The sequence below is a fragment of the Nonomuraea sp. NPDC050310 genome, from assembly GCF_040655795.1.
GTDB lineage: Bacteria > Actinomycetota > Actinomycetes > Streptosporangiales > Streptosporangiaceae > Nonomuraea.
This window is the reverse complement of the sequence record NZ_JBFAKP010000003.1, coordinates 77,851-95,658: the sequence shown is the minus strand read 5'-3', so window position 1 is coordinate 95,658 and position 17,808 is coordinate 77,851. Positions and strand designations below refer to the sequence as shown.

16 protein-coding genes are annotated in these 17,808 nt (G+C 73.3%); 6 read left to right on the top strand and 10 right to left on the bottom strand.

The window, feature by feature from the left end:
- Positions 1-156: 156 nt before the first annotated feature.
- Positions 157-1,350: a hypothetical protein gene (locus tag AB0I67_RS10135; protein ID WP_357920646.1), complete on the bottom strand. Its 1,194-nt coding sequence runs from the start codon at positions 1,348-1,350 to the stop codon at positions 157-159.
- Positions 1,351-1,563: 213 nt separating this feature from the next.
- Here AB0I67_RS10135 and AB0I67_RS10130 point away from each other — a divergent pair, with 213 nt between their 5' ends.
- Genes AB0I67_RS10130 through AB0I67_RS10115 form a run of 4 tightly spaced genes read left to right on the top strand, consistent with a single transcriptional unit; the run spans position 1,564 to position 7,916 of the window.
- The gene (locus AB0I67_RS10130) at positions 1,564-3,753 is read left to right on the top strand and encodes a fibronectin type III domain-containing protein (protein WP_357920644.1); all 2,190 of its coding nucleotides are present in this window, start codon (positions 1,564-1,566) and stop codon (positions 3,751-3,753) included.
- Between the two features lie 10 nt (positions 3,754-3,763).
- The gene (locus AB0I67_RS10125) at positions 3,764-4,768 is read left to right on the top strand and encodes a MoxR family ATPase (RefSeq protein ID WP_357920641.1); all 1,005 of its coding nucleotides are present in this window, start codon (positions 3,764-3,766) and stop codon (positions 4,766-4,768) included.
- Positions 4,768-5,844, top strand: a complete 1,077-nt coding sequence (locus AB0I67_RS10120; RefSeq protein WP_357920638.1) for a DUF58 domain-containing protein — start codon at positions 4,768-4,770, stop codon at positions 5,842-5,844. Before AB0I67_RS10125 ends, AB0I67_RS10120 begins: the two co-directional genes overlap by 1 nt.
- A 44-nt stretch (positions 5,845-5,888) precedes the next feature.
- Positions 5,889-7,916 (top strand): DUF3488 and transglutaminase-like domain-containing protein, encoded by a 2,028-nt coding sequence (locus AB0I67_RS10115; protein WP_357920635.1) that lies wholly within the window; start codon positions 5,889-5,891, stop codon positions 7,914-7,916.
- 7 nt (positions 7,917-7,923) lie between these two features.
- Here AB0I67_RS10115 and AB0I67_RS10110 read toward each other — a convergent pair whose 3' ends face one another.
- The 9 genes from AB0I67_RS10110 to AB0I67_RS10070 all read right to left on the bottom strand — a co-directional run bounded on the left by AB0I67_RS10110 (position 7,924) and on the right by AB0I67_RS10070 (position 15,326).
- Positions 7,924-8,226 (bottom strand): hypothetical protein, encoded by a 303-nt coding sequence (locus AB0I67_RS10110; protein ID WP_357920632.1) that lies wholly within the window; start codon positions 8,224-8,226, stop codon positions 7,924-7,926.
- Positions 8,223-9,044 carry an extradiol ring-cleavage dioxygenase gene (locus AB0I67_RS10105; RefSeq protein WP_357920629.1) on the bottom strand — a complete coding sequence of 274 codons (822 nt, stop codon included), beginning with the start codon at positions 9,042-9,044 and terminating at the stop codon, positions 8,223-8,225. Before AB0I67_RS10105 ends, AB0I67_RS10110 begins: the two co-directional genes overlap by 4 nt.
- Positions 9,037-9,867 (bottom strand): amidohydrolase family protein, encoded by an 831-nt coding sequence (locus tag AB0I67_RS10100; protein ID WP_357920626.1) that lies wholly within the window; start codon positions 9,865-9,867, stop codon positions 9,037-9,039. Before AB0I67_RS10100 ends, AB0I67_RS10105 begins: the two co-directional genes overlap by 8 nt.
- Positions 9,864-10,931 carry a CoA transferase gene (locus AB0I67_RS10095; RefSeq protein ID WP_357920623.1) on the bottom strand — a complete coding sequence of 356 codons (1,068 nt, stop codon included), beginning with the start codon at positions 10,929-10,931 and terminating at the stop codon, positions 9,864-9,866. Before AB0I67_RS10095 ends, AB0I67_RS10100 begins: the two co-directional genes overlap by 4 nt.
- A complete protein-coding gene (locus AB0I67_RS10090) occupies positions 10,928-11,956 on the bottom strand; it encodes an alcohol dehydrogenase catalytic domain-containing protein (RefSeq protein WP_357920620.1) in 1,029 nt (342 codons plus the stop codon). Before AB0I67_RS10090 ends, AB0I67_RS10095 begins: the two co-directional genes overlap by 4 nt.
- The gene (locus AB0I67_RS10085; protein ID WP_357920617.1) at positions 11,953-12,945 is read right to left on the bottom strand and encodes an ABC transporter substrate-binding protein; all 993 of its coding nucleotides are present in this window, start codon (positions 12,943-12,945) and stop codon (positions 11,953-11,955) included. The genes AB0I67_RS10090 and AB0I67_RS10085 overlap by 4 nt, the downstream gene beginning before the upstream one ends.
- Positions 12,942-13,706 carry an ABC transporter permease gene (locus AB0I67_RS10080; RefSeq protein ID WP_357920614.1) on the bottom strand — a complete coding sequence of 255 codons (765 nt, stop codon included), beginning with the start codon at positions 13,704-13,706 and terminating at the stop codon, positions 12,942-12,944. The genes AB0I67_RS10085 and AB0I67_RS10080 overlap by 4 nt, the downstream gene beginning before the upstream one ends.
- The gene (locus AB0I67_RS10075) at positions 13,699-14,439 is read right to left on the bottom strand and encodes an ABC transporter permease (protein ID WP_357920611.1); all 741 of its coding nucleotides are present in this window, start codon (positions 14,437-14,439) and stop codon (positions 13,699-13,701) included. The genes AB0I67_RS10080 and AB0I67_RS10075 overlap by 8 nt, the downstream gene beginning before the upstream one ends.
- A 116-nt stretch (positions 14,440-14,555) precedes the next feature.
- Complete coding sequence (locus AB0I67_RS10070) at positions 14,556-15,326, bottom strand: ABC transporter ATP-binding protein (RefSeq protein WP_357920608.1); 771 nt, start codon at positions 15,324-15,326, stop codon at positions 14,556-14,558.
- 199 nt (positions 15,327-15,525) lie between these two features.
- Between AB0I67_RS10070 and AB0I67_RS10065 the strand changes: the two genes are divergently transcribed.
- Together AB0I67_RS10065 and AB0I67_RS10060 are read left to right on the top strand one after the other, a co-directional pair.
- Positions 15,526-16,455: an alpha/beta fold hydrolase gene (locus AB0I67_RS10065; protein WP_357920605.1), complete on the top strand. Its 930-nt coding sequence runs from the start codon at positions 15,526-15,528 to the stop codon at positions 16,453-16,455.
- Positions 16,445-17,806, top strand: a complete 1,362-nt coding sequence (locus AB0I67_RS10060; protein WP_357920602.1) for a dihydroorotase family protein — start codon at positions 16,445-16,447, stop codon at positions 17,804-17,806. The genes AB0I67_RS10065 and AB0I67_RS10060 overlap by 11 nt, the downstream gene beginning before the upstream one ends.
- Positions 17,807-17,808 lie beyond the last annotated feature (2 nt).

Sequence of the window (17,808 nt, the reverse complement as noted above, 5' to 3'; positions counted from 1 at the left end):
CGACATGTGCGGCACGGGCGGCATGGGCGGCATCCGCGGTATGAGCAAGGCGCGCGGCATCCGCGGCGTGAGCAAGGCGCGCGGCATCCGCGGTATGAGCAAGGCGCGCGTCGTCCGCGGCGTGAGCAAGGCGCGCGTCGTGCGCGCGGGCGGAGGTCATGAGGCCCGCTCCAGGAAGGCGTGGGTCAGCCAGGCGGGCTCCCGCCCGGCGTCGATGGTGAGGGTGTCGGTCCAGACCAGGCGGTAAGGCAGCTCGGGACGCAGGTCGATGGAGACCAGGTCCGCCAGCAGCCGCCGCACCGAAGCCCAGTCGCCCCCGGCCACATCGGCCAGGTCAACCCGCGAGGCGTCACCCAGCAGCGACTCGGCGACGGCGGCCAGCCGCTCGGCGCCCGGCGGCTCGGCCAGCTCGGAGGAGGGCCCGGGGTCGGGCAGCGTGGAGCGCGGGGGAGTGGGGTGGGCGGGCGCGGGCCGGGGCGACTCGTCGACCGCGCGGGCGATCGCCGCTGGATCGTGCCACGGCGCGGGCGCGTCGAAGACGAAGCCGTCGAGCACCCCGGCCAGGTCGGCGCGGGAGGCGGTCTGCGCGAAGGTCCGCCAGGTCTCGGTCGGCAGCAGGGTGAGGTTGCGCGTGGTGCCCGCCGAGTCGGCCAGCCGCCCGGCCGCGCGCCGGGAGGCGTCGCTGTAGGCGTAGATGGCCGCCCGCAGGTCGGTGCAGGTGCGGTCGAGCGCGGGCCAGCGGGTCAGGATGGTGCCGTGCAGGCGCTGGGCGCGCTGCGCGATCTCCTCGGTGCCCCACAGCTTGGGCGCCTGCTCGCGCAGTTCCTCGATGGTGCCGCCGGTCAGCGTGATCAGCTCCAGCGCCCACAGCCGGAAGGCGCGGGTGAGGTTGACGGCCGACTGGCGCGCCTCCTCCATGGTGGTGCGCGGGTCGGCGACGTTGAGGTCTTCCAGCGCCAGCAGCCGGTGCATCTCGGACTGGCCGCCGTCGTCCATCATGCGGCGGATGAACATCAGGCCGACGACGCTGGTGAAGGAGGCGCGGTAGCGGAGCTGGTTGGGCTTGGGGAAGACCTCGCGGACCGCGCCCAGGCCCCGGAGCACGCGCAGCCGGTTCTCGAACTGCTCGGCCGGATAGGCACGGCACACGTGCCGCATCTGCTCGTGGGTCAGCCACTCCTCGCCCGCCTCGGCGAAGGCGGCGAAGAGCGTCTCGGCGATGTCGACGAGCGCGGGGTCGTCGACCACCGCGCCGCTGTCTCGCGCGAGCGCGGCGAACATCCGGCGATAGGTCGACAGCACCGCCTCGTCGGACAGGGCGGAGTCGAGTGTCAGCAGCTCCTCGGGCACGCGCACTAAGGTACGGCTTCGCTCCGACAATCTTGGACGCGCTTGACCCGATCGGGAAGCCCGGCCGCGAGACTCGCACCCGGCGGACGCGCCTCCAGGCGATAGGGAAACCATAGCGGTCTGCCGTACAACTGCCGGACGGGATGAGAGCGCGCTAGGGTGTCCCCCGATAATCGGGGGATTTATCAGCATTAATGACGGGGTGAGGGACACATGGGGCTCGCCAGGCTCCAGAGTTTTTGGACAGGTGACAGAGCCACCGCCACGATCGCCACGGTCGTGGTCGCGGCGCTGGTCGGGGTGGCGGCGGTCGTCGGGGTGGGCGTCTCCAGCGCCAGCCCCAAGCTGGCCGACGTCGGCGCGTGGTTGTGGACCCAGGTCAGAGGCAAGGTCGTGCACGTCAACGGCCTGTCCGGCGAGGTGGACGGCTACCTCGACGTCAAGGGCGGCAAGGCCATGCGGGTGGTCCAGGAGGGCGGCAACGTGCTCCTGGTCGACGAGGCCACCGGCTTCGTCAGCCGCATCGAGCCGAGCCAGCTCGACGTCGCGCAGACGCGCAACTTCGGTGCGGCCGGGCTGCAGCTCGTGCTCGCCGGGCCGAACGCCTACGCCGTCGACCCGGCCGGACGGGTCCAGCAGATCGACCCGCTGACCCTCAACTCCGTCGGCGAGCCGCTGAGCCTGCCCGGCCCGCTCGGCGCCGCCCGCCTCGACGGCGGCGGCCGGCTGTGGGTCCCGGTCACCGCCAAGGGCGAGGTCCAGCCCGTCTCGGCCGGTACGGCGGAGCGTCCCGTCAAGGTCGGCGAGCCCGGCGACGAGATCTCCGTCACCATCGCCGGCGGCCTGCCGGTGATCGTCAACACCCGGGCGAGCAGCGCCGTCGTCATCGGTTCCGACGGCGGCGCGGGCGAGATCACCCTGCCGAAGGAGGTCGCCCGCACCGGCAAGGGCGGCGTGCTGACCCCGGCCGCCACCGAGGGCGGCCTGGTCCCCATCCTCGCGCCCGGCCCGGACGGCCTGCTGGTCGTCCTCGACACCCAGTCCAACGCGGTGCTCAGCACCAAGCTGGAGTCGGCCGACCCGGCCCGCCTCGGCGTCCCGCAGGTGCTCGGCAGCAAGGTCTACGTGCCGGACGCGAGCACCGGCGGCCTGATCGTCTGGGACAGCTCGGCGCAGGGCGCGCCCAGCCGGCTGCAGGTCGCCGAGCGGCCCGGCCCGCTGGAGGTCTTCGTCAAGGACGGCCTGCTCTGGGCCAACGACCAGCGCGGCGACCGCGCGATGGTGATCGACCCGGAGGGCCGCAAGCACCAGGTGGACAAGGACGACACCGACGTCCCCGGCCCGACGAACACCCCGAAGCCGACGCCCACCCCCAAGCCGGACCCCACGCGCGACAACCCGGACCCGGACCCGACCGGCCGGCCGGACCCGACGCGCGAGGACGACGACGGCGAGGAGGCGAAGCCGACCAAGAAGCCGAAGCGGCCGTCGCAGACGCCGACCTCCACGCCGACCGGCACGCCCACGCCGACCCCGACGCCGACTCCCACGCCGTCGCAGTCGCCCTCGCCGTCCCCGACGCCCACGCCCACCCCGCCCGGCAAGCCCGGCGCGGTGAGCGCCCGCTCGGGGCCGGGCCGGATCGACATCAGCTTCAGCCCCTCGACCGGCGGCAAGGTCACCAGGTACACCCTCAAGGGCGGCGACGGCCAGGCCACTCCGTCCGAGGTGGGCGCCGACGGGCCGTTCCAGTTCGAGGTCAAGGGCGGCGACTGCGCCAAGGAGTACAGCTTCACCGTCGTCGCGCACTGGGAGGGCGGCGAGATCGAGTCGGAGCCGAGCGCCGGGGCGCGGCCCTGCGTGGCGCCCGGGGCCCCGGCCGGTTTCCAGGCCAAGGCCAAGAACCGCGGCGCCGACCTGAGCTGGTCGGCCCCGGCCAACGCCGGGGAGAACGTCACCTACGTGCTGTCGGGCGCGGCGTCCAAGGAGCTGAAGGAGACCTCCTTCAGCGTCGGCGACCTGGCCAACAACAAGCAGTACGAGTTCAAGCTGAAGGCGAAGAACGAGGCGGGCGAGAGCCCCGACGCCGCCACCGCCACCGCCGACCTGGCCTACCCGCGCCAGTCCTACCGCAACGAGTACAACGACCAGACCGACACGCTGATCAACTCCTGCACCACCGGCAGCTGCAAGATCGGTGAGATCCCGAAGGGGCAGTACATCAACCTCACCGTCATCTGCCAGTCCAAGGGCCGGCGGGTCGACGAGACGCAGTCCGGGCGCAGCAGCGACATCTGGAACCGGATCGAGTGGAACGGCGGCATCGGCTACATCAGCGACACCCTCATCGGCACGCCCAAGGGCGGCTTCCCCGCGGCCCCGCTGTTCGAGTGCACGGATTAGGAGAGCTCAGGTGACCACCCAGTACGGCGAGCAGACCGCCCAGGTCTACCAGCAGCCCGACCCCGCCACCCTCGCCGGCCAGTTCGCCCAGCGCTTCCAGCTCCTGGCCCAGAACATCGAGCGCATCATCCGCGGCAAGCACGAGGCCGTCGAGCTGGCCCTGATCTGCCTGTTCGCCGAAGGCCACCTGCTGGTCGAGGACGTGCCGGGCACCGGCAAGACCACCCTGGCCAGGAGCCTCGCGGCCAGCGTGGACGCGCTCTACCGCCGCGTGCAGTTCACCCCCGACCTGCTGCCCAGCGACATCACCGGGGTGAGCATCTTCAACCAGGCGCACCAGAAGTTCGAGTTCCACCAGGGCCCGATCTTCGCCAACATCGTGCTCGGCGACGAGATCAACCGGGCCTCGCCCAAGACCCAGTCGGCGTTGCTGGAGGTCATGGAGGAGCGCCGGGTGACCGTCGACTCCGAGCCGCATCCGGTGCCGCGCCCGTTCCTGGTCGTGGCGACCCAGAACCCGGTCGACATGGACGGCACCTACCCGCTGCCCGAGGCGCAGCTCGACCGCTTCCTGATGAAGATCTCGGTCGGCTATCCCGACCACGTCAGCGAGGTCGAGGTGCTCAAGGGCATGCCGTCGGGCCCGCTGGTGGACCAGCTCCCGGTGGTCGCCCGGGCGAGCGACGTGGCCATGATGATCGACTTCGCCACGCGCATCTACGTCGCCGACCCGGTCTTCGACTACATCGTCGCCGTCGTCGCCTCGACCCGCGGCAACCCGAACCTGCGCCTGGGCGCCAGCCCGCGCGCCAGCCTCGCGTTGCTCCGCGCCTCGCGGGTGAAGGCCGCGGCGGCCGGACGGCACTACGTCATCCCGGAGGACGTCAAGGCGCTGGCCGTCCCGGTGCTCGCGCACCGGCTGATCCTCACCCCGGAGGCCGAGCTGCGCGACCGCACCGCCGCCGACGTGCTGGGCGAGATCCTCGCCGGGGTGCCGGTCCCGCAGGCGGCCTGATGCTCACCCCGCTCGGCTGGGGCACGCTCGCCGGGTCCGTGCTCCTCTACGGGCTCGGCGCGGCCCTCGGCCATCCCGAACCGATCGTGCTGGCCACCGGCGGCCTGCTGGCGCTGCTGTTCGCGCTCATCTGGACCGCGCCCGGCGCCAAGCTGGAGGTGCACCGCGAGGTCACCCCGCTCAAGGTGCCGCGCGGCGAGGCCGCGGTCGCCGTGCTGCAGATCCGCAACCTGGGCCGGTTCGGCCTGACCGGCCTGCGCGCCCGTGACCGGTTCGGCGACACCGAGCACACCGTCGACCTGCCGCGCCTGCCGCGCAACACGCTCAAGGCCGTCTCCTACCCGCTGCCCACCGACCGGCGCGGCGAGATCGTGGTCGGCCCGCTCCGGCTGGTCCGCGCCGACCCGCTCGGGCTGACCCGCCGGGTCCGCGAGTACGGCGAGGCGATCACCCTGCTCGTCCGGCCGCGCACCATCGCGCTGCCGGTGGCCCCGTCCGGCCGCGCTCACCACCTGGAGGGCCCGACCAGCGACAACGCGCCCGCCGGCACGGTGACCTTCCACACGCTTCGCGAGTACGTGGTCGGCGACGACCTGCGGCACGTCCACTGGCGCTCCAGCGCCCGCACCGGCACCCTCATGGTCCGCCAGCTCATCGACGCCAGCCTGCCGACCACCACGGTCGTGCTCGACACCCGCGAGCTCAGCGAGGAGGCCGTCGACGCCGCCGCCTCCGTGGCCCTCGCCGCCGCGCGCTCGGGCTTCCCGGTGCGGCTGCTCACCGCCGCCGGGCCGCTGGCCGAGACCAAGAACGACGCCGACCTCGTGCTCGACCGCCTCGCCGTGGTCGCCGCCACCCCGGGGGCCGACCTGCGGGTACGGCAGGCGCGCGGGGGCGGCTCGCTCGTGCTGGTCACCGGGGACGCCGCCGAGGCCGGGCGGCTGGCCGGGCTGCGGCGCAGCTTCGACCGGGTGATCTGCGTCTACACCGGACCGGGGCAGGTCAGCGCGCCCGGCGTCACGGTCATGCCGCTGCGCACGCTCGACGACCTGCCCGCCCAGTGGGGACGCCGATGAGCCGCCGAGCTGCTCCCACGCCCCCTGAGCGAGCGACGTGGCGCGTGGCCGCCGGCCTCGTGCTGGTCGCCGCGCTGGCCGGCACCGCCGGCTGGGCCTTCCACCGCGTCTTCCCGGCCGGGGGCCTCCTGCCGGTCGTGCTCCCGGCCGCGCTGGTCCCGCCCCTGCTGGCCGGGCTGACCGCGCGCCGCCCGCTGTGGCTGGCGCTGCTGGTGAGCGTCCTCGGCTGGTTCGGCGCCGCCGCGGCCGTCTACCGCGGGCTGCCCCTGGCCCTGCCGCGCGACCTGGCCGACTCCTGGCAGGCCCTGCTGACCACGCTCCTGCCCGCCCAGCCCGAGCCCCGGCTGCTCATCCTGGTGCACACGCTGGTCTGGCTGGCCGCCACCGCCGCCGCCGAACTCCAGCTCAGGACCCGCGCCCGGCTGGCTCCGGCGCTGCCGCCGCTGGCCGCCTTCTGCGCGGCCCTGCTGCTGGGCGTGGACGGCGACGGCTCGAACCTGCCCCTGGCCGCCGCGCTGGTGACGCTCGCCGCGACGCTGGCGCTGTCCAGGGACGAGCGGCCGGTGGGGTGGCTGCTCGCCGGGATGCCGGTGGCGGCCGTGCTCGCGCTGGTGGCCTACGCGGCGGGGCCGTTGCTGCCGCGGGCGGCTGAGCCGTACAACCCGAGGACGCACGCCGAGCTGCCGCCGCCGACGCGGGTGGACAGCGTCAGCCCGCTCGACCGGATCTCCGCCTGGCTGCAGATCCCCGACCGGCCGCTGTTCACCGTCCGATCCGGCAAGCCGCTCAACTGGCGGCTGGCCGTACTCGACCGCTACGACGGGGTGCGCTGGACCACGGGCGCGCGCTTCCAGCCGACCGGCGGCCGGATCCCGGCGGGGGAGTGGACCGGGGCGGGCGAGGAGGTCCGGCAGACGATCACCATGGACGGCCTGCCCGGCACCTGGCTCCCGGCGGCCGAACGGCCCGGCGAGGTGGACGGGGTGCCCGGCCTGGCCGCCGACCCGGAGAGCGGGTCGCTGCTGGCCGCCGCCCCGCCCGCCAAGGGGTTCCGCTACGAGGTGATCTCGCGGGTGGCCAAGCCCGGCCGCCAGGAGCTGCTCGACGCGGTCCCGGCCGCCGACCCGGCGCTGCTGGCCTTCCCGAAGGGGCCGCAGGAGCAGCTCTTCCGCAAGCTGGCCCAGCAGGCGACCAAGGGCGCCGACCTGCCGATCCGGCAGGCCTACCGGCTGCAGAAGTACCTGCGGGAGAACGCCCGCTACGACCTGACCGCGCCGCCCGGGCACTCGCTGAAGAGCCTGGAGTTCTTCCTGGAGACCACGCACCGGGGCACCTCCGAGCAGTTCGCCTCGGCCTTCGCGCTGATGGCGCGGACGCTCGGGCTGCCCGCGCGGGTCGTGGTCGGCTTCCGTCCCGGCCAGCCGGAGAACGGGGTCTACCGGGTCAAGTCCGGCGACGTCCTCGCCTGGGCGGAGATCAAGTTCGAGGGCCTCGGCTGGCGGCCGTTCTACCCCACGCCCGGCAAGAGCGGCGCGAAGGACGACCACGACGTGGTCTCCCAGGCGATCGAGGAGAGCCAGCGACTGGAGGGCGAGTTCACGCAGGGCACGGTCGACCGGCCGAAGGACGGCAGGCGCGGCGCGTCGCAGGCGGAGCCGGGCGGCTCGGGCGGGCCGCCGCTGTGGGTGCTCCTGCCCGCACTCGGCGCGGCGATCGTGCTGGTCTACCTGCTGGTCGCGATGCTCGTGCCGTGGTGGCGGCGCCGCCGGCGACGCGCGCCCGCGCCCGCCGCGCAACGGGTGCTCGGGGCGTGGCTGCAGACCTGCGACGACCTCGGTGTGCGCGCGGACCGGGCGCTGACCGCCGAGGAGGTGGTCGCGCGGCAGCCGGCCGACCTCTCGCAGCATCTCCGGCCGCTGGCCGACCTGTCCAACTTCGTGCGCTTCGCTCCGGACGAGGCCGCCGCAGGCGCCGCCGACCAGGCGTGGCGGCACAGCGACGCGGTCCACCGCGCGGTACGGCGGAGCACCCCGCTCAAGCACCGCCTGCGCCGCCGGCTCCTGCTGAGATGAGGCCCGGCTAGGTCGCCACGTCCGGATAGCCGTGCGCCGCCGACTCCCGCCGGAACCGCTCGACCAGCTCGGCCCGGCTGATCTCCGGCACCCACACCGCCTCGGTGAAGCTCCACAGCAGGTAGGGATGCGCCCCGAAGCCGTAGAGCGCGCCGAAGTCACGCCGCTGCAGTGCCGCCCGCTCCTCCGGCGTGAGCGGCGCCCCTGCCCATTCCGCCGCATACCCCCCGGGATCGGCGACGTAGGCCCGGTGCGCCGCGGCCGCCATGTTGATCTCCCGAAGGAAGGCGTTGATCCCGTACCTGCTCATGGCTCCCACTCGAAGAAGGGCGAGGTGGCGAAGCGGGACCGGGCGCCCTCGGCGTGCACGGCCGGCCTGCCGTCCGCCACCCCCATGGCGACCAGGAAGTTGAGGAACTGGTGGCTGACGTTCCCGGCCTCGCGCAGCCGGTCGTAGGTGAGCGCGGCGAGCGCCTCGTCCACCCGGCCCTCGGCCAGCCACGTCACCGCCCGCTCGTCGAAGCCGGGATCGGGCGAGCCGGCGAAGTGCCGCGGCCCGCCCACCTCGGTCGCCAGGTGCCCGCTGGCGATCACCGCCACCCGCCGCTCCAGCGGCGAGTCCTCGATCGCCTGCCGCAGCACCTGCCCGACCTGGAAGAAGCGCGCCGCGCCCGGCAGCGGCGGCGCCATGCAGTTGGTGAAGACCGGCACGACCGGGACGTCCAGCTCCGGCGTCAGGTACAGCAGCGGCAGCAGGACGCTGTGGTCGGCGCGGAAGGCGTCGGAGGCGGCGAAGTCCACCCCGCGCTCGATCCCGCCGCCCAGCAGGTCACGCGCCAGCGCCGCGTCCCCGGCCAGCTCCCGGTACGGCAGGCCGAACTCGCGTTCCTCGTTCCAGAACGTGGCCGGGATGTGCTCGGCCTTGCCGACCAGGAAGGCGGGCATGTTGTCGTAGAACCACTGCGTCAGATGGTCGGTCGCCACCACCACCAGCACGTCGGGCCGGGCCCGCGCCAGCCGGTCCCGGAGCCGGTCGAACCCGGCCCGGGTGCTGTCCAGGTCCTGCCCGCGCGCCCGCCACAGCAGGGGGTTGTGCGTGCTCCCGTAGACGCCGACGAGCTCAGCCAAGACCGAACAGCTCCCTGGCGTTGTCGAGCATGATCCGCTGCCGCGACTCGGCCTTGAAGCCGAGCTCCTCGAACTCCGCGATCCACCGGTCGGGGCCGAGCACGGGCCAGTCGGTGCCGAACAGCACCCGCCCGGTGATGATCGAGTTGGCGTAGTGCGTCACCTCGGCGGGCCAGTAGCGCGGCGCCCAGCCCGACAGGTCGATGTAGTAGTTGGCCTTGTGCCAGCAGGCGGCCAGGTTGTCCAGGTGCCAGGGCCAGGCCGGGTGCGCGGCGATCACCGTCAGCTCCGGGAAGTCGGCGGCGACGTCGTCGAGGTAGGGGATCGGCCGGGCGTGCTCCAGCTTGTAGCCCATGCCGCCGGGGGTGCCCGCGCCCGCGCCGAGGAAGCCGCCGTGGAACATGACCGGCATCCCGAGCTCGGCGCAGACCTCCCACAGCGGGTAGAGCCGCTCGTCGTTGGGGCGGAAGGCCTGGCGGCCGGGGTTCAGCTCGCCCACGCCGCGCGCGCCGTACTCGGCGTGGCAGCGGCGCACCTCGGCGATCGCGCCGGGCACGTCGTGCGGATCCACTCCGCAGAAGGCCAGGAAGACGTCGGGGTGGGCGGACTGGGCCCGGCCGAGCGCGTCGTTGAGCTCCGGAAGGCCCGCCGAGTTGACGATCACCGCCATCATGTCGCGCTCGCGGTAGAGGTCGGCCTGGGCGGCGAAGGAGACCGGCCGGCGCTCCTTGCCGAAGTGGCTGCCCATCTGGGCCCGCCGTTGCCCCATCGCGGCGAGGAACTCCTCGGTCTGCGGGTGGGTGTGCACGTCGACGGCCTTCACAGCCGCTCCTCCCTGGGCCGGGGCAGCCGCCCGTGGTGATCGCTGAAGCGGGTGCCGGGCCGCGTCGCCTGCTCGCCGATCAGGCCCAGGTGGTTGGCCTGCGGGTCCTGGACCAGGTCGGCGACGGTGTTGAGCGGTCCGTGCGGGATGTCGGCGGCGGCCAGGCGCTCGAACCACTCGTCGCGCGGGCGCTTGGCGAACTCGGCGCGCAGCGCCTCCTCCAGTTCGGCGTAGTGCCGGTGACGCAGCTCCCGGCTGGCGAAGCGCGGCTCCTCGGCCAGTTCCAGCACGCCGAGCAGCGCGGTCCAGAACTTCTCCGGCACCGACAGGTGCACCACGAACGGCAGCCCGTCGGAGCCGACCACGCCGAAGGCCTGCGCGCGGGCGGCCCGCGTGCCGGGCGCGGGCACCGAGCCGGTCGCCAGGTAGGTGCCGATCGCCTCGGTCAGGAAGTCGGTGACCGCGCCGAGCATCGACACCTCCACCCGCTGGCCCCGGCCGCTCGCGGTGCGCGCGTGCAGGGCGGCCAGGATGCCCTGGGTGGCGGACATGCCGGACAGCAGGTCGGAGAAGGCCGGGCCGATCGGCCGCGGGTCGGCCAGGTCGACCAGGTGGCCGTAGAGGCCGCCGACCGCCGAGATGATCGTGTCGTAGGCGGGGCGCCGGGCGTACGGGCCGCTCGGGCCGAAGCCGGTGATCGAGCAGTAGACGAGCTGCGGCTCGCGCTCCTTCAGCAACGCCCAGCCGAAGCCCAGCCGGTCGGCGACGCCGGGACGGAAGTTCTCGATCAGCACGTCCGCGCCCGCGACCAGCTCCAGGAGCTCCGCCAGCCCGGCCGGGTCCTTCAGGTCGAGCGTCACCAGGCGCTTGCGCCGGTTGTAGGCGGCGAACTGCGGGCTCATCGAGCCGGAGCCCTGCCAGCGGCGCATCGGGTCGCCGCCCGGCGGCTCGACCTTCACCACCTCCGCGCCCAGGTCGGCCAGGAGCTTGCCGGCGTACGGCGCGGAGATGTACTGGCCGGCCTCGACCACCCGCAGCCCGCCGAGCGGCGTGGCCTCCTTCATCGAACCTCCAGGATGATCTTGCCGAGGTGGTCGCGGCGACCGGCCATGGCGAAGGCCTCGCCGACCTCGGCCAGCGGCAGCCGCGCCGCCACCGGCGGGCGGACCAGGCCGCGGGCGACCAGGTCGAGGCCGTCGCGCACGTCGGCGTAGTCGGCCGCGGCGCAGCCGTACAGGGTGATGCGGCGGGTGTAGAACGCGCGGGTGTCCACGGTGAAGCGCGAGCCCGGCAGGGCGGCGGCGACGACCACGCTGCCCGCCCAGGCGACCGCCTCCAGCTCGGCGGCGATCAGGTCGCCGGAGCCGGTGGCGTCGACGATCAGGTCCGGTGGCTCACGTAACGCCTTGGCCAGCGCGGGCCCCTGCTCGGGGCCGAGGGGGTAGCTGAGCACCTCCGTCGCGCCGAGGGCGGGCAGGCCCGCCGCCGGCTCGCCCTCCAGCACCCCGGCCAGCACCGTCGCGCCCATCGCCGCCGCCACCTGCACCGCCGCGCAGCCCAGCGCGCCGGTCGCCCCGGTCACCAGGACGGTACGTCCGGCCAGCGCGTCCGGCGTCCCGGCCGCCGGGCCGAGCGCACGCCGGATCATGTGCAGCGCGATCGGCACGCTGTGCACCGCCGCCGCGGCCTCGGCGAACGGGATCTCCCCGACGTCGAACGCCACGGCCTCCGGCACCGCCACGTAGCCCGCCGCGCCGCCGTCGCGATGGATGCCGACGACCTGCTGGCGCGGGCAGTCGGCCTCGTGCCCCGCCGTACAGAACGCGCAGTCCCCGCACGGCACGTTCGGCTTGACCGCGACCCGCTGCCCGGCCCGCTCCCCGGAGACGATCACGCCCGCCGGGTCGAGCCCGACCGTGCGGGGCAGCTTGACCGCGCCGCCCAGCGGCGAGCCGGCCATGATCTGCCGTTCGAGCTGGTTGACGCCGACCGCGTGCACCTCGACCAGCACCTCGCCGGGTCCGGGCTCGGGCCGCGCGCACTCCTCCACGCGCAGCACCCCGCCGCCGTGGAACCGGGCCGCCCTCATGGGCGCTTGCTCAGGCCGAGGGCGTCCTGCGCCCGGTGGAGCTGGCCGAGCGAGGTGAAGGAGTCGAACGGCGCGGGCGGCAGCTTCAGGACGGCCAGCAGCTCCTCGAAGCCCTTGGGGTTGAGTCCCATGTCCTCGTCGTAGAGCGCCGGGCCGTTGGCGTAGACCTCGGGCCGCTCGTCGACCGGGGTGACCGTGAAGCCCTTGGCCTTCATCATCCGCTGGACGTAGGCCTGCTGCGAAGGATCTTTGAAGATCTTCATCGCCTTCAGTGTGGCCCGGATGAAGCGGGCGGTGGTGTTCGGGTTCCGCTCCACGAAATCGCGGGTCGCGCTCAGGCTGTCGTTGGGCCATTCCTTCATCACGTCGAGCACGAGCCGGCCCTGCACGAGGCTCTTGTGCCGGGGGAAGATCACCGTGGCGGCCAGCTTCCTCTGCTTGAACTGCTCGACCCAGGCGTTCGAGCCGCCCGGCAGGTTGACCGGCTTGATCGCCACCCCGGTCAGGTCGAAGCCGGCCTCCTTGAGCAAGCTCATCCGCACGTCGTACTCGATCGTTCCGGGGTTGGCGCCGAGCAGCACCGGCTTGCCGGCCAGGTCCTGTGGCGAGGCGATCTCCGGCTGCACCGCCACCACGAACGGCTCGCGGTTGCGGTACCCGGCCACGATGGTCAGCCCGGTGCCCGCCTGCGCGGCGGCCACCACGTCGGGCGCGGCCTCCGCCCCGAAGTCGAGGCTGCCGCCGACCAGGCCCTCCCGGATCGACTGCACCTCGACCCGCTCGACGGTCAGCCCCTCCTCCCGGTAGAAGCCCTTGTCGAGGGCGATCTCGATCGGGGCGTTGGTGTCGAGGTTGGGCAGCCGCATGCCGATCTTGACCGTGGTCTTCTCGGGGGCGCCGATCGCGCCGGTCGCCACGGGCTTCGGCGTCTCGGCCGGGGCGCCGGAGCACCCGGCCACCAGGAACAGCGCCAGCACTACACGTTTCATCGCACTCCTTCGGCGTACCAGGGGGCGGCGATCCGGCGAGCCAGGCTCACCAGCGCCATCAGCAGATTGGCGATGACGACCAGCGACAGGGTGAGCGCCAGCGCCGAGGCCAGGTCGAAGTCGGCCGACCTGCGGAAGATCAGGTAGCCGAGGCCCTGGCTGCCCCCGATGAACTCGCCGACCACGATCCCGACCATGGCCCGGGCCACGCCCATCCGGATCCCGGTGAGGATCAGCGGGAGCGCCGCCCAGAGCTGGACCTTGACGAAGACCTGGAGGCGGCCGGCGCCGTACACCCGGGCCGCCCTGACCAGCGAGGGCTCGACGGCGCGGATGCCGTCCATGGTGTTGATCGCGATCGGGAAGACCGCCATGAGGAAGATGATCAGGATCTTCGGCGCGGCCCCGAAGCCGAGCCAGAGCACCAGCAGCGGCTGGAAGGCGATCCTGGGCATCGCGTACGCGGTCCAGAACGGCGGCCCGGCCACCTCGCTGACCAGCCGCGAGCTGCCCAGCGCCAGGCCGCAGCCGACCCCGGCCACCACCGCCAGCACGAACCCGATGACCGCGTTCTGCGTGCTGAACCAGGCGTGCGGGGCGAGCGTGCCGTCGGCGGCCATGGCGACGAAGGACTGCCAGATCGCGCTCGGCGGCGGCACGAACTTCTCGCTGGCCAGGTGGAAGACGCTGATCGCCAGCTCCCAGGCGGCGAACAGGGCCACGACCTCCAGGGCCACGGCCCAGCGCTTGAGCTCACGCACCGCTCCTCCAGGCGCCGGTCCGCCGCTCGGCCAGGTCGAGGACCCGCACCAGCACGACGGAGAGCAGGACGTAGACGGCGATCGCGGCGAAGGCCTCGCCGGTGCGGAAGCGGGAGGTGGCGTTGACGATCACCGAGCCGATGCCGCTGGGCGAGCCGACCATCTCACCGACCAGCAGGCCGATCATGCTGGTCGGCACCGCCAATCGCAGGCCCCCGATGATGTACGGCACCGCCCACGGCAGGCGGATCTTCAGGTAGAGCCGCAGCCGGCTCGCCCCGAAGACGCGGCCGGCCCGCAGCAGGGACTCGCCGGTCTGGGTGGCGCCGGTGGCGGTGTTGAGCGCCACCGGGATCATCGTGCTCAGGAAGACCAGCACGATGATCGGGCCGTCGCCGTAGTCGAGCCAGGCGGTCAGGGTCGGCTGCAGCGCGATCAGCGGGGTGGCCCAGAGCGACCACAGCAGCGGCATCACCAGCCGGTTGGCCCAGCGGGAGGTGCCGGTGACCAGGCCGGTGACGATGCCGGCGACCGAGCCCAGCCCGTAGCCGACGGCCCAGTTGGCGGCGCTGGTGGACAGGTGGGTGGCCAGCTCGCCGCTGGCGGCCAGGCCGGCCAGGGCCTGGACGACGTCGCCGGGGCTGGGGAAGAAGACCCGGTTGACCAGTCCCAGCACCTCGGTGGCCAGATGCCACAGCAGGAGGAAGACGACGAGGTCGACCAGGGCGATCAAGGGCGCCCGGTGCCGTCTCCACCGGCTCTCGCCCTTTCGCCGCGGGGGTCCGGCGGCCGGGGGAGGCCGGAGGGCCGGAGCGGGCGCGGCCTCCGGGGAACCGGCAGGGCGGGGGGTCATTCGGTGGCCCCGCGGGCGGCGAGCCGGGCGTCGGACTCCAGCAGCTCCCACAGGTGGCGGCGCAGCTCGTCGTGGGAGCGGCCGGCCTCGACCGGGACGAGCTCGCGGATCCGGCCCGGGTGGGAGCTGAAGACGGCGATCCGGTCACCGAGCTGGATGGCCTCGTCGATGCTGTGCGTGATGAACACGACCGTCTTGCCGGTGGCCTCGATGATGCGCTCCAGCTCGTTGCGCATGACCTCGCGGGTCAGCGCGTCCACCGCGCCGAGCGGCTCGTCCATCAGCAGGATGCGCGGATCGGCGACCAGGGCCCTGGCCAGGCCGGCGCGCTGCTGCATGCCGCCGGACAGCTCGCGCGGGTAGGCGTGCTCGAAGCCGGTCAGACCGACCAGCTCGATCGCCTCCCGCACCCGCTCGGCGGCCGACTCCTTGAGCCGCGGCTGCATCTCCAGCCCGAACCGCACGTTGTCGGCGACGCTGCGCCAGGGCAGCAGCGCGTAGTCCTGGAAGACCACCGCGCGGTCGGGTCCGGGGCCGGTGACCGGGCGGCCGTCGGCGACGATCGTCCCGGTGGTCGGGGTGACCAGCCCGGCGACGCAGTTGAGCACCGTGGTCTTGCCGCAGCCGCTGGGCCCCAGGACGGTCAGGAACTCGCCCTCCATGACGTCCAGGTCTATGTCCCGGACCGCGGTGAGCCGGTTGCCCGTTCTGGCGACGTGATAGCTGACCGAAAGGTCGCGGATCCGGATGATCGGCTCGTTCGCCATACACGCTCCCGTTCGCAGAGATGGCTACATTATTCATCGATCAAAATCAGGGTCAAGAGCCGAAATTTCCTGGCATAACGGCGGTTCCGTCAGCCGGAACGATCACTCTTTCGCCGGGCATTGACAAGATTGGATACAAAGTTCACGCTGGGGTCCGCAGGCCCGCCGGGGGCCTGCACGACGGGTCCAGGGAAGGTGTATGCGTACCGAAGAGGTGGGCTGGTACAGCGACGGCGACCGGATCAGCGCCCTGTGGCGCACCCCCGACGAGGGCGCCGGGCCGTACCGGGCGATCGTGCAGGGGCCGGGCTGGCTGGGACTGAAGGACGCCAAGCTCTACGTCCGATATCACGAGGCACTGACCGCGGCCGGTTTCGCCGTCCTGGTCTTCGACTACCGCGGCTTCGGCGGCTCCGAGGGCGACCGGTCGGTCCTGTCGCCGGCCCGCCAGCTCCAGGACCTGCGGTCCGCGGTCACCTATCTGACCAGCCGCGACGACGTGCTGCCGGACGGCATCGGCGTCTTCGGCAGCGGCGGCACCGGCGGCGGCAACGCCGTCCTGCTGGCCGCCGCCGACCGGCGGGTGCGCGCCGCGGTCAGCCAGCTCCCGGTCGCCGACGGCGCCGACTGGCTGCACCGGATGCGCAGCGAGTACGAGTGGCTCGACTTCCTCGCCGCCGTCGAGGCCGACCGGCGCGAGCGCGTGCTGACCGGCAAGGGCCGCCTCGTCCACCCGCGCGAGGAGATCATGGTGCCGACCAAGGAGCGCCGCGCCACCACGGTCAAGGCCGACGTGGACGACCGCATCCCGACCGCGGTCGCCTTCGCCCCCGCGGTGGAGGAGATCCTGGCCTACCGGCCGGCCGCCGCCGACCTGCGCACGCCGCTGCTGGTCATCGGCATCGAGAACGACGCCACCACGCCCACCGACCACGCCGAGCAGATCTACGCCGCGGCCAGGGGCCCGCGCGAGCTGATCATGCAGCGGCACACCACGCACTACGCCGCCTACGACCGCTACTGGACCCAGGTCACCCCGCGGATCGTCGACTGGTTCGACCGCCACCTCGGCCCGGCCGGGCTGATCGTCACCACCCCCTCCGGAGAGAGCAGGATCGATGCCGGTTGACCTGAGGATCGCCGGCGGCACCGTCGTCACCCCCGCCGGCGAGCTCGACGCCGACCTGCTCGTCGCCGGCGGCAAGATCGCCGGGCTGGTCGGCCGCGAGGTGCCGAGCGAGGGCCGGGTCGTCGACGCCACCGGCCGGCTGGTGCTGCCCGGCATGGTCGACGTGCACGTGCACACCCGCGAGCCCGGCTTCACCCACAAGGAGGACATCCTCACCACCACGCGGCAGGCGGCGGCCGGCGGCGTGACGACGATCTTCGGCATGCCCAACCTCGATCCGCCGACGACCACCGTCGAGACCCTCGAGGACGTCTTCGCCCGCTACGCGGCCAGTTCGATCGTCGACTACAACCACAACCCCGCCGCCACCCTCGCCGACCAGGCGCCGAAGCTGGCCGCGATGGGCATCAGGGCCTTCAAGGTCTACATGGTCGTCGACACCGGCCGCACCTACCCGCACCCGGCCGGCACCGGCATGCACGACCACGGCGACCTGCTGCGGATGATGGACACCATCGCCGCCACCGGCAAACGCTTCATCATCCACCCGCACGACCAGGCGCTCATGGACTACATCGAGGGCGCCTACCTGCGGCGGGGCGAGAACACCCCGCAGGCCTACGCCACCGCCTACGCCGAGCGCGAGGGCGTCATCTGGGACACCGCCATCGACGTGGTGCTCCGCCTGGCCGAGGCCTCCGGCTGCCCGGTGCACCTGGCCCACATGCAGACCCGCCGCTCGGTCGAGGCGGTACGGCGGGCCAAGGCGCGCGGCGTGGACGTGACCTGCGAGGTCAACCACTGGATGCCGTTCCTGTCCCGGTGGGAGCACGTCGAGCGGCTCGGGCCGTACGCGCTGTCGTACTGGGTGCCGGACGACGCCCGCGCGGCGGTCTGGGAAGGCATGCGCGACGGCACCATCGATGTGGCCGCCTCCGACCACGCGCCGCACACGCGCGAGGAGAAGGAGATCGGCTGGACCAGGATGTGGAGCTCGCACACCGGCACGCCGGGCATCCAGTACTTCTACCCGCTGCTCCTGGACGCCGCCGGCCGGGGCGAGATCAGCTTGCGCCGGGTGGTCGAGATGGCCGCCGAGGCGCCCGCCCGGCACTTCGGGCTGGCCGCGACCAAGGGCGCGCTGCTGCCCGGCCGCGACGCCGACGTGGTGATCGCCGATCCCGCCGCGCCGTGGACGATCACCGAGGCCGGCGTGCTGTCCAAGGTCGGCTGGACACCGTACGACGGGGTGGAGTGCGGCGTGCGGATCGAGCGGACCTTCGTGCGCGGCGTGGAGGTCTTCGGCGACGGCCGGGTGACCGGCACGCCCGGCCACGGCCGGCTCGCGTGACA

What these genes read in the sequence shown, in the direction of transcription:
- AB0I67_RS10130 (WP_357920644.1), top strand. Translation starts at nt 1,564, where the DNA reads ATGGGGCTCGCCAGGCTCCAGAGTTTTTGGACAGGTGACAGAGCCACC.
- AB0I67_RS10120 (WP_357920638.1), top strand. Translation starts at nt 4,768, where the DNA reads ATGCTCACCCCGCTCGGCTGGGGCACGCTCGCCGGGTCCGTGCTCCTC.
- AB0I67_RS10110 (WP_357920632.1), bottom strand. Translation starts at nt 8,226, where the DNA reads ATGAGCAGGTACGGGATCAACGCCTTCCTTCGGGAGATCAACATGGCG.
- AB0I67_RS10095 (WP_357920623.1), bottom strand. Translation starts at nt 10,931, where the DNA reads ATGAAGGAGGCCACGCCGCTCGGCGGGCTGCGGGTGGTCGAGGCCGGC.
- AB0I67_RS10090 (WP_357920620.1), bottom strand. Translation starts at nt 11,956, where the DNA reads ATGAGGGCGGCCCGGTTCCACGGCGGCGGGGTGCTGCGCGTGGAGGAG.
- AB0I67_RS10085 (WP_357920617.1), bottom strand. Translation starts at nt 12,945, where the DNA reads ATGAAACGTGTAGTGCTGGCGCTGTTCCTGGTGGCCGGGTGCTCCGGC.
- AB0I67_RS10070 (WP_357920608.1), bottom strand. Translation starts at nt 15,326, where the DNA reads ATGGCGAACGAGCCGATCATCCGGATCCGCGACCTTTCGGTCAGCTAT.
- AB0I67_RS10065 (WP_357920605.1), top strand. Translation starts at nt 15,526, where the DNA reads ATGCGTACCGAAGAGGTGGGCTGGTACAGCGACGGCGACCGGATCAGC.
- AB0I67_RS10060 (WP_357920602.1), top strand. Translation starts at nt 16,445, where the DNA reads ATGCCGGTTGACCTGAGGATCGCCGGCGGCACCGTCGTCACCCCCGCC.